The sequence below is a fragment of the Rathayibacter sp. YIM 133350 genome (assembly GCF_037404875.1).
GTDB lineage: Bacteria > Actinomycetota > Actinomycetes > Actinomycetales > Microbacteriaceae > Orlajensenia.
Window position 1 is genome coordinate 145,770 of sequence record NZ_JBBELO010000022.1, and the last position, 11,140, is coordinate 156,909.

Genomic DNA, 11,140 nt, shown 5'->3' on the forward strand with positions numbered 1-11,140 from the left:
CGATGGGGAGAGATCCCCATACCCACCCAGCGGCTCATCTGGCACCGTCCACCAACGGCAGCTGCACGGTGGTGACGCGCCCGTTCTGCACGAAGATTCCGCGCCCTTCGGGGAAGTCGGAGCGCTTGACCTTCGGGAACGGCGTCTTGAACACCGAGTCGCCGTCGAAGGCATCCGGCTTCAGGGCGATGCCACGTCGGCCCGCCTTGAAGTCGCCGATGAATCCGAAGCCGCTCGAGAGGTTCGCCACGTCCGCATCGCCGACGAGGAAGTGCTCGCTGCGGTTGATGGCCTGGAAGAGCTCCTTGAGCGGGCGCTCGGCCTCGGTGTCGGCGAACTGGGTCACCCCCTCGATGACGACCATGATGCGGCCCGGGATGCTGTCGTCGCCGACGACCTCGGCGAGCTCCTTCGCCAGCTCCTTCACCTCGGCGAAGGTGGTCGCTGATCGCATCCAGGGCGCGGCATCCGTCAACTGGGCGCGGCGGCCGGCGATGTGGAACAGCCGCACGCTGGGGTCGAACCGCATGACGGCCTCGACGAGCGACCGCATCGCCGTGGTCTTGCCGCTCTGCGGCGGACCGGTGACGGCGAAGGTGCCGACGGGCTCGAAGCCGATCGCCGCGAGCGTGTCGTCGGCGATGCCGAGCACGGGCTCTCCGCCGGCGGAAGCGGGCAGCTCTGACGCGGAGTACTCGGTGGGAAGCGCCCCGATCTCGGGCACCTCCCGCGCACCGGCGGCGCGCAGCCGCGCGGCGATCGCGTCGATCGCGGTGGACTGCTCGGCCACGTTGGGAGTGCCTCCGGGAACGGCGAGCTGCGTCTCGAGGCCCTCGACGACGGCGCGACCCGGAACCGATCGATCCGACAGTACGTCTTTCGCGACTCCGAGAACCTGGTAGGCCGACTCCTCCGACATGCGCAGAACGACGCGCTTCGTGATGTTCGCACTCACCGCGGTCGGCACGGCACCGGCGCGATCCGCCGTGGCGACGACGTGCACGCCGAGCGGGCGCCCCTCGGCGAGGATACGCATGAACGCGTTGTAGAACGGCAGTCGAGCCGTCGTCGAATCCCAGTCGGCCTTGAACGGACCGAAGCCGTCCAGCAGCAAAAGGATGCGCGGCTCGGTCGAACCGGTCAGGCGGCGGAACTCCGACAGGCTCGCGGCGTTGGCCTCGCTGAAGCGGCGGCCGCGTTCGTCGAGCACGCCGGAGAGCTGACGCAGCAGTCGCTGCACGCGCTGGCCGTCGTCACCCCCGATGACGGACCCGACGTGCGGAAGCGACTCGATGGACCGCAGGGCGCCGGAACCGAAGTCGAGGCCGTACACCTCGACAGAGCCGAGGTCGGGGCGCAGCCCGGCCGCGACGGCGATGGTGCGCAGGATCGTGGACTTGCCCGAACCGCTCGTTCCATAGACCAGCATCGATCCGTCGCGGTCGGGCTGGAAGGTCATCGCCTCCTGGCGCTGCCGCGCGGGCAGGTCGGCCAGGCCGAGGGTGATGGCCACGTCGCCCTCCGCGGGCAGGTCGAGGATGTCGACGCTCGCGGGCAGATCATCGAGCCAGGGGCGTCGCGGTGCGGGGATTCGCGCCTCGGTCGCCGCAGCGATGAAGCTGCGCACCATGCGCTTCTGGTCGTTGGGCCCGAGGTCTTCATCGTGCGCGTCCGACTCGGGGCCCGCATCCCGCTCCCATTGCACCGAGGGGCCGAAGCGCAGCTCGCTCACCGTGACATCGGCACTCTGCACGGCGGCCTCCGACCAGCCACCGGCATAGGCGGACTGGAACGGCACGAGCCGCCCTGGCCCGGTCTTCGCGATGCCGCGTCCGGGAAGGGCAGGATCGAATCCGGCGGCGACCGGCTCGCCGACGACGTCGTTGGAGTCGGACTCGTCGGCCATGCGCAGGGCGACGCGCAGGTTGGTGTTGGCGCGCAGGTTGTCCTTGATCACACCGGCCGGCCGCTGTGTGGCCATGATGAGGTGGATGCCGAGCGAACGCCCGCGCTGGGCGATGTCGACGACCCCATCGACGAACTCGGGAACCTCGCCGGCCAGTGCGGCGAACTCGTCGATCACCAGCACGAGCGCCGGCGGCGTCTCGGGGTCGCGGCGCTTCTCGAGTTCGAGCAGGTCTTTGGCCTTCTTGCGGTTGAAAAGGTGCTCGCGGTGGTGCAGCTCGGCGCGCAGGCTCGTGAGCGCCCGTCGCACGAGGTGCGGGCTCAGGTCTGTGACGAGCCCGACGCAGTGCGGCAGCTCGACGCAGTCGGCGAAGGCCGAGCCGCCCTTGTAGTCCACGAACAGGAAGGTGACGCGGTCGGGGCTGTACTCGGCGGCCATGCCGAGCACCCACGCCTGCAGGAATTCGGACTTGCCGGCACCGGTTGTTCCACCGACGAGGGCGTGCGGACCCTGGGTGCGCAGGTCGAGCGACATCGCGTTGGCCGCCCCTTGGCCGACGAATGCCCGCAGCGTGCCGGCCCGCCGCATCCGGGGCAGCGGGATGCCGGAGCGGTCGAGCACGGAGTTGTTCTGCCGCCAGCGCTCGAGAACGGCGGCGGGCTGATCGGCGAGCTCGTGGCCGATGAGTCCGAGCATCGAGACGCTGCCGGGTAGGTCGGACGAGTCCTGTGCGACCGCGCTCGCGTCGATCACCGGGGCGAGGCGCCGGGCGAACATGTCGGCATAACCCGCCGAGACGCCCTCGAGGGTGATCGGCTCGTAGGTCTGACCCGCGCGCACATAGCCGACACGGGCGGCATCCATACCGGCGGTGGCGTCGATGAAGGTGCGACAGGCGGCGGGCAGCGCCTCGACCGACGGGCTGAGGAAGATCGTGTAGATGCCCGCATCCGCTCCCCGCTCGATGAGCTGGGTCAATCGCGGCCGGTCGACCGGCGGGTCCGCGGAGACGAACAGCACGAGGGCCATGTCGCCATCGGGCGAGGAGCCCGACTCGGTCGCCTCCCCCACCTGGCCGCCGAGTGCGATCGAGGTGTCCACGTCGCGCAGGGGACCACGCCGGGTAGGCGTGCCGCTCAGCCGCTCGAGGATGATCTCTTCCAATGCGCTGAGCAGGCGCGTGCCCGCCGGCTGGTTGTCGGCGAGGGCGAAGTCGGCCACCGGCGACTTGGGGCTCGTCGTGTGCGGCAGCCACTTGATCCACTCGAGCTCGCGGGTCCAGCCGGGGTCGACGATGGCGGCGGTGATGATCTCGTTGGGCGCGTGCGTTCCGAAGAGCTGCACCGCGAGGCCGCGCACGATGTCGGCGGCGAGCGGCTTCGGGGCGGCGATGCCGAGCGCACCCGAGAGCTGCAAGTGCTCGGTGATCGGCACGTCGTCGATGGAACGGAACGCCTCGGTGAGCTTCTCCACCTGGCGGGTGTAGCGCGGAATGCCGTTGTTGTTCTCGTTAACCCGGATGCTGTTGCGGCTGGGCGCTCGGCCGGTGCCGAGGCGCAGCGAGAGGAAGTTCCAGTGCTCGGGGCGGCGCGTCCAGAGCAGCGGGCCGAGGCGCATCGCCTGCTCGTAGACCGTCGCGACGGCCGGCGCCTCCTCGTGGCGGCGTTCGTGCTCCACGGCACGCTGTTCGGTGAGCTCGTCTTCGAGCCGCTCGAGCTGCGTCTCGAAGGTCTCGACCTCGCGCTGCAGCTTCTTGCCCGTCTGGGTGCGTTGCCCGATGAGGTTGCCGAGCATCATGAGCGGCGACGCGAAGACAACGAGCAGCGCGCTCGCGCGTTGGGTGATGCCGAACATCACCATGCCGAGCAGGATCGGCGTGACGATCATCGCCCACGGGAACAGCCGCGGTGTCGCCTCCGACGGGATGGCCGGATGCGGGTACTCGGTGCCGTTGTACCGGATCTCGACCCGCGGCGAGCGGTTGAACAGCAGCCCGCCGCCGCGCTCGAGCACGGGGTCGCTCTCCCCGCCGGCCCCGGCCAGGGGAACGAGCGAGACCTCGGTGTCGCCGAGCAGCAGCCGCTGGCCGGGAATCACACGCAGGCGCTGAACGAGCGTTCCATCGACGACGATCCCGTTGGCCGAGTTGAGGTCGACGATCTCGATGCCGCCGGCGGCCGTCTCGATGCGGGCGTGCTTCTTCGAGATGAGCGGGTCGTCGATCACGACGTCGGCGTCTGCCCCGCGCCCGAGCACGCTGTTGCCCGCCGCAAGCGCGATGGTGCGCCCCGCATCCGGACCGTTGTGGATGCGCAGCTCGGCGGCCGCCGGAGCCGCTCCGGCGTGCGAGCCCACCCGGCCGGTGTGCGGAACGACGGTGGCGTTGAATCCGGAGCCGATCGCGCTCTCGCTGAAGACGTGGTCGGGGTCGAGCGTGGTGGGCGCGTCGCCCGTCGGCGGCGCGACAGTGAGCGTGAGGCGCATGCCCGGAGCCGAGGCCAGCACCGGCGCGGCGGGGTCGTTGCGGGCGATCGCACGCGCGACATCCTCGACCGTGGCGGTCGAGTCGGCGGTGACGACGATGTCGACCGGCGACCCCGACTGCCGTTTGAGCGCGAGCTTGACCTTCATGCATCACCTTCCGCGGGGGCGACGCTGAAGCTGCGCCCACCGATCTGCACCGAGGCGCCCCACGGCACGTGGACGCGTTCACCTGCCACGATCTCGTGCGGCTCGTCGCCGACGGTCGCGAGCAGGGTGCCGTTCGTGGAACCCCGATCGCTCACCCAGAACCCCTGGGCGTCGATGCCGAAACTCACATGCGTCTTCGAGATGCGCATCGAGGGGTCATCGACCGGAATGGCGTGACGTATGCGCTCGCCGGCGCGGGCTTCGGGGTTGCGACCCATGACTCCGTCGCCGCTCACGCGCAGGCGGGTGCCGTCGTCGAAGGTGAGGGTGGCGGCGGTGATCGGCGTCGCGGTCGTCGCAGTCGTCGCGGTGCGGGCGGGGGCGACCGCGGTGCGCCGTTCCCGTGCCTCGACCGCGGGTGAGCCCGGTGTTGCGACCTCGGCCGCCGGCGGGTTGGCGGAGGGGGCGACCGGCGCCGAGTCTGTGCGCGCATCGGCGCCCGAGAACGCCGGCGGCTGCCAGTCGTCGGCCGCCGCATCCGTCGCCGCGGCGCCGATGACGCCGGCGGGAAGCCGCGGCCCGGGCGCGAACGGGGTCGCGCCGGCTCCGGTGGCGAGCGAGGGCAGCGGCGTCGCGGCCGTGCGCACCGGGGCGTCGAGGGCGCGCTTGGCCTGGCGCATCGCCCGGGTGTCGAAGGGATCGAGGCCACCGCGCGTGCGAACGACCCACGTGCGGCCGATGCGGTCGAGCCAGCTGCGCCCGCGGTGCTCGTCGTCCCAGAAGCTCGACGCGAACAGTACGGCGGGGCCGATGAGCGGAAGCACCAGTTGCGAGGCGTACAGCACGAGCACGCGCAGCAGAACGCGCCAGAATCCGGGAGCGGTGAATCGAGCGACGTTGACCGACCGGATGCCGGCGATCGCCTTGCCGACGGTGATTCCGCGCATGCCGTGCAGAAGCAGTTGCACGAGACCGAACACCGTGGTCGCGGCGAGGCTGATGAGCGCGGGAATGGCTATGCCGCTCAGGGCATGTGTCACCGCGGACACCTTCCCGTTCGCCAGCTCGCCCGAGAGGGAGACCAGTTGGACGCCTGCGATCAGTCCGGGTATCGAGAGCGCGATCCAGACGGCGGCATCCGTCGCGAAGGCGAGAGAGCGACGCAGCGGCGTGGCGGCCACCAGGCCCAGACGGGCGGCGTAGTCGGGGTCGGGTGTGCCATCCGGTCGCAGACCCGGCACGATCTCGTCGTCGAGGTCGTGGGTCACACTCACTACTGCTCCTCGCCTGCGCCGGCGCAGTCGCCGGCGATCGCTGTCATCGACCAGTCAGTCAAGCGTGCAGCGGCGACCGTGTCGATGGGGAGCGCTTCCCATCCCCCGCACAAGTGTATGCAGAGCGCGCGACGGCGCCCTTCCCCTCGTTCGGGAGACACGGGGCGTCGTGCGGGTCAGTCCTCGTCGCGCTCCCAGGGCCAGTGCGGCCGGCTCCCTCCGTGCCCCCGGGCGACGAGCGTGGCTTCGTAGGCGATCACGACGGGGATCGCGAGCACGCCGATGCTGATGGCGAACGGATCGCCGAGGTGGCCTCCGAGAAAGAGCACGAAGGCGAACGGATCGCCCTCACCGACCACCGCGAGGATGGCACCGACGATGAGGTAGACGAAGTAGGCGCCCAGGCCGACGAGTATCGGCAGGCCGATATAGATGCGCTGCTGGGCCGGCGGGCGACGGATGCCGAGCATCACCATCGAGAGAGCCACCCCGATCACCGTGATGCCCACCATGGTCGGGCCGACGAAGGCCCCGGCATCCCGATCGGAGATGACCTCGAGATCGGTGATGAGGCTCAGCATGCCGAACGCGGCGACCACGAGCGCGAGGTAGAGGGCGGTCGCGAACGCGGCGACCACGACGGCGTAGCGCTGGTAGGCGTTCACCCTGACGAGCCTACGCGCCCGTCTCGCGGCACGTCCCTTCGACAAGCTCAGGGACCAATCACCCCGTCGCGCGCCGCACCCCAACAGCGGCACTCACCACGCGTGTTCGCTGAGCCTGTCGAAGCGTCGCGACGTGCGCTCGGAACCGCCGGCCCATCGAACACGGCCCTGCAGCGGCACCCACCACGAGCGTTCGCTGAGCCTGTCGAAGCGCCGCGACGTGCGCTCGGACCGCGCCCCCTACGGGCGCTCGATCACCGGGCCCTCCGCGATCTTGCGGTCGTACTCGCGGCGCGCGGCGACGTTGCGCTCGGTCACCTTGCGTCCACGGGACGAGATCCACGCACCGAACCAGATCGGAACCTCCCGGCCGATCACGGCAGCGCCGATGGCCAGCGGCGAGGTCCACTGGTTGGCCAGGAACCGGTTGGCCTCCTCGAGCGTGAGCGTCCAGGCCTGCACCGTGAGCAGGGCCGCCGCGATGTAGGTGAAGTACACGAAGACGCCCACGAAGAAGCCGGCGAGCACCCAGGACCACCAGCCGGCGCGGTTGATGATCGCGGCGACGATTGCGAAGGCGACGAAGAAGCCGATGATCGGCAGCCAGAACACCGGGCGCGGGAGGAAGTCCGCGAAGGAGTTCATCGCATCCGCACCGTTGTAGACACCCGCGACGACGAGCGACACAACGCTGTAGATGACGGCGAACGCGAGCGTGGCGAGCAGGCCGACGAGGATGCCGAAGCCGCGGTTGCCCTTGTTCACGGGCGGCGTCGGCGCCTGCACATAGATAGGAGTGGGCTGCTGCGCCGGGTAGGCGTCGTTCGGCGTGGGAGCGGCGTAGGCACCGGGGTACTGCTCGGTCGCCGTGGTCTCGACGGGAGCCGACGCCGGGATCGGGTCCTCAGCCGGAGCCACATACCGCGACTCATCGACGGTCTCGACACGCACGCCGTCGACCTGCTCGTCTACCGCTGCGACGGGCTCGTAGGAGCGGGTGTCGCCGACGGTGTCATCGGCAACGGATGCGTCGGCCGTCTCGACCGGAACGGCCGCGGGGCGCCCCGCGTCGACGCGATCGGCCTCGAGGCGGTCGGCGGCAACATCCGCGTCCCGCGCCGGCACCTCGTCGGCGCGGTCGGCCTCGACGGGAACGGCATCCGCGCGGTCGCTCTCGACGGGCTCGGCCACGACGGGATCTGCAACCACAGGCGTGTCGACGGATGCGTCAACAGGCTCGGCCGGTTCGCGTTTGCCGTTCGGCTCGGTCGTGCTCATGGCGTTCTCCTCTCGCGCCCAGCGGGCGCCCAGTCATTGCACACTGTAGCAATGGGGCGCCCGCCGGAGCGGGAGGCGTGCGGGGGTTGCTATCCGGCGGCCGGAGTCACTACTTCGCTGCAACTGCCGCGTCGGCTGCTGCTGGTGCCGCCGGTGCCGCAGGCGGGACCAGAGCGTAGATGAATCCGGAGATCGTGCCATCCACCGACTCGCCATCGGACTTCTTGGTCGACAGGCTGGTCACCAAGAACAGGCGCGACCCCGTCTGAAGTCCACTCACGAAGTTCATGACGTTGGCGTAATCGCCCTTCACCGAGATGTCGACCTGCATCGTGGCAAAGTTGCTCGCGGTGATGAGACTGTTCGTCGCGGGGGGCATCCCCGGGGTTGGAGCCGCCGGAGTGGGCGCAGGTGTTGCTGCCGGCGTCGGGGTCGGCGTCGGACTCGGGGTCGCCCCAGGAGAGGCAGCCGCCGCGGCGGTTGCCGCTGCTGGATCGGGTACAGCGGGTGCGTACGCCGTCGGTTCCGCTACCGAGAACGCCGAAAGCGTGACATTGCTCGACTGGGCGAGTGCATGCAGTTGGTTCACGAAGTCCGGCGCGCCAGTGCCCAAGGGCACTGACTGGGACAGGGTCGCCAGGTCTGCCTTGAGAGCGTCGATGCCGTCCTTGTCTTTCTGCAGCTGAACGATCAGCTTCTCCTGTGTGGCGTTGGAGGCGTCGATATCTGCACGCTGGACGATCGCCCCGCCAGCAGCGGCGAGTTGGGGTTGAACGCCGAGGAACCAACCGCCCGCGACGACGGCGACGGCGATGACGATGTAGGCGATGACCCACAGCCTGTGACGGTCCATGATTACTCGGCCTTCTTCTCGTCGAAGCGGTGTGTGAAAGCTGCGTCGTTCACGTGCATCGTGATGGCCACCGTGTAAACGCCGCTTGTCTCGTCAAGCGTCACTGAGTCAGGAAGCGCGTCGGCAAATCCCGGCAGTTGTGCCAGCGACGTCAGCCAGGTCGGCACGTCGGGAAGAGTGCTGCTTTCGGCGCTGAAACTGAGTGTCGCGATGCGCGCGCCCTGAAGGGGCTCGGTGGGCTGCGAATACACGGCCATGGGGGACGCCGAATCGACGTCGACCGACGTGATCGTGACACTTCCCGGAAGCGTCGATCGCACGCTCTCCAGATACGCCTTCCAGTCGACCTCCGTGGATCCGCCCACTTGCTGCGCCGCCCGTGTCAGCTCGACCTGCTGCTGAACCTGCCTGACGTCGCTGAATGTCGCCTGCTGCGCGAGCAGATCTGTCGTGCGTTCCTGCGCTGCCGTGAGTTGCATCTGGGCCTGAATCGCGAACGCCGTTGCCAGGATCGTCGCGAGCACGACAACAGCAGCCACCCCGATGACTCCAAGCCTCAGCCTGCGCCGTATTGCCTTGGCGTTGCGCGCCTTGAGCACTTCGACCGGCAGGAGGCTTACACGCGGTTCGCCACCTGCGGTCTGCGGTGCCGCCTCGCGGCTCTTCGGAGCCGGCGTGTTCTTCCGCTCGGCATCGGGACGGGCGTTCGGTTGGAAGGTCTGGAACAGTGACTCAGCGTCTGCAGGAGCCGCCTTCTTGGCGGTCTTTCCCGCTGCGCGAGCGGCTTTGGCCTCCTGCTGCGCAGCAACCTTGCGAGCTAGCCGTTCTTCCTTGGTTCGCTGCGCCTCAGCCCGACGGTGAGCACCCATCCCTTTGGCACGCTTGATTCCACCGGCAGCCGAGGCTCCCGCGACGCTTCCGCTGGTCATGCTGCACTTCCCATCGCCAGGCCGAGTGCGACAGAGTATCGAAGGCTCTGCGCCCTGAGAGCGCCCTCGTCAACGGAACGACTCATCGTGACGTTCGTGAACGCATCCTGCACCATCACCGGAAGCTTCGTCATATCCGACAGTGCAGCGGAGAATCCCTTGAGGAGTGACCCTCCCCCGGTCAGCATGATTCCGCTGATCGGATCGCTGGGCCGGGTACTCGCGTAGTAGACGATGGTGTTCCTCAGACTCGTGAGCTGCTCACTTGCGACGCGATAGATGATGTCCACGGCCGCCTTCTCCTCCATGGTCGAGATCGAGAAGGCGAGCCCGAGGTCGCGCTTGATGGTCTCGGCCTCCTGTGGGTTGATCTCCAAGCCGACCGACAGCGCCTCGGTGATGGTGTTTCCACCGGCGGGGATGATGCGCACGAACTGGGGAACCCCGCTGCGGCACACGACGACGGTCGTGGTATCCGCTCCGAGGTCGATGAGGGCGACGGTGTCGTGCGAGCGATTGCGCGGCAGAAGAACCCTGGACAGTGCGAACGGGATCAGGTCGACATCCAGCGCCGTCAACCCAGCAACCTGCGTGGCCTTCACGTTGCCGAGTACCGCTTCCTTCACCGCTGCGATGAGCAGGCCGTTGACCATCGGCCCCTGCTCCCCGATGGATTCGGAGACCGGGTAGAAGTCGAGAAGCGCATCGGCAACGGGAATGGGGAGGATGTCCTGCACCTCGAAGGGAAGCGCCTCGCGAATGCTCTTCAGAGGCATCTTGCGAATGGACAGGTCTCGAGCCAGCACTCGGTGATTGCCCATCCCGAGTACGACATTCTTGCTACGGAAGCCGCTCTTGCTCCACAGCGACTTCAGCGCCGCCCCCACGTTGTTGTGCTCCACGATCTCGCCTCGACTGGCCGCCTCGGCCGAGATCGCGATTTCGCCGTACCGGAGCACTGTCGGGCGAGGCTTGGTCGGGTCACTCACTTCCACGGCTCGAATCGACCCGTTGCCGATGTCGATTCCCACGACACTCTTAGCCATGTTCACTCCCAACCAGTTGTCGAACGTTTGAAGGTCATGCCAGTCCCATCAGGCTCAGGTATCCGTCCCAGATCGCGCCGCCGAAGAAGATGCCGACCCACGCCCCCGCCAGCATCCACGGACCGAACGGGATGCCGCTCTTTCGCGTCGCCCGCTGAGCCACAACGAGGCCCAGCGCGAACACTCCGCCGAGCACGAAAGCGGCGAAGGCTCCGACGAGCACCTGGCCCCAGCCGAGGTAACCCAGGTAGAGGCCGAGAACGCCAGCGAGCTTCACGTCGCCGAGACCCATGCCGCCCGGATAGGCGAGCGCCATGAGCAGGTATGCACCGGCCAGAACCACCATTGCGATGCCCGCGCGAAGAATAGCGCCGCCGTCGCCCGCGAAGATCGCGCTCGCTCCGAGTAGAACGCCGGCCACAAGGTAGCTCGGCAGCACTATGACGTTGGGCAGTCGGTGGGTGTCGATGTCGATGAGCGCGAGCGCTACGCTCACGGCTGCCAGATAGAGGAAGGCGACGAGGAGCAGCACTCGGCTGGCCGTCAATCCTCCGGATT

At 68.6% G+C, this 11,140-nt stretch carries 8 protein-coding genes; all 8 read right to left on the reverse strand.

From position 1 onward, the window contains the following. Window positions 1–34 precede the first annotated feature (34 nt). Window positions 35–4,537 (reverse strand): FtsK/SpoIIIE domain-containing protein, encoded by a 4,503-nt coding sequence (locus WDJ51_RS06920; protein ID WP_337851700.1) that lies wholly within the window; start codon window positions 4,535–4,537, stop codon window positions 35–37. Next, on the reverse strand, window positions 4,534–5,811 hold the full coding sequence (locus WDJ51_RS06925) for an RDD family protein (RefSeq protein ID WP_337851701.1): 1,278 nt from the start codon (window positions 5,809–5,811) through the stop codon (window positions 4,534–4,536). Before WDJ51_RS06925 ends, WDJ51_RS06920 begins: the two co-directional genes overlap by 4 nt. Window positions 5,812–5,987: 176 nt before the next feature. Continuing rightward, window positions 5,988–6,476: a DUF6121 family protein gene (locus tag WDJ51_RS06930; protein ID WP_337851702.1), complete on the reverse strand. Its 489-nt coding sequence runs from the start codon at window positions 6,474–6,476 to the stop codon at window positions 5,988–5,990. A 240-nt stretch (window positions 6,477–6,716) separates the two neighbouring features. Then, window positions 6,717–7,754 carry a hypothetical protein gene (locus WDJ51_RS06935; RefSeq protein ID WP_337851703.1) on the reverse strand — a complete coding sequence of 346 codons (1,038 nt, stop codon included), beginning with the start codon at window positions 7,752–7,754 and terminating at the stop codon, window positions 6,717–6,719. 109 nt (window positions 7,755–7,863) lie between these two features. Then, window positions 7,864–8,607: a hypothetical protein gene (locus WDJ51_RS06940; RefSeq protein WP_337851704.1), complete on the reverse strand. Its 744-nt coding sequence runs from the start codon at window positions 8,605–8,607 to the stop codon at window positions 7,864–7,866. A gap of 2 nt (window positions 8,608–8,609) precedes the next feature. Beyond that, window positions 8,610–9,536, reverse strand: coding sequence for a hypothetical protein (locus tag WDJ51_RS06945; RefSeq protein ID WP_337851705.1), 927 nt, complete (start codon window positions 9,534–9,536; stop codon window positions 8,610–8,612). After that, window positions 9,533–10,582: a type IV pilus assembly protein PilM gene (gene pilM, locus WDJ51_RS06950; RefSeq protein WP_337851706.1), complete on the reverse strand. Its 1,050-nt coding sequence runs from the start codon at window positions 10,580–10,582 to the stop codon at window positions 9,533–9,535. The genes WDJ51_RS06945 and pilM overlap by 4 nt, the downstream gene beginning before the upstream one ends. Window positions 10,583–10,616: 34 nt before the next feature. Continuing rightward, the gene (locus tag WDJ51_RS06955) at window positions 10,617–11,129 is read right to left on the reverse strand and encodes a prepilin peptidase (protein WP_337851749.1); all 513 of its coding nucleotides are present in this window, start codon (window positions 11,127–11,129) and stop codon (window positions 10,617–10,619) included. Window positions 11,130–11,140 lie beyond the last annotated feature (11 nt).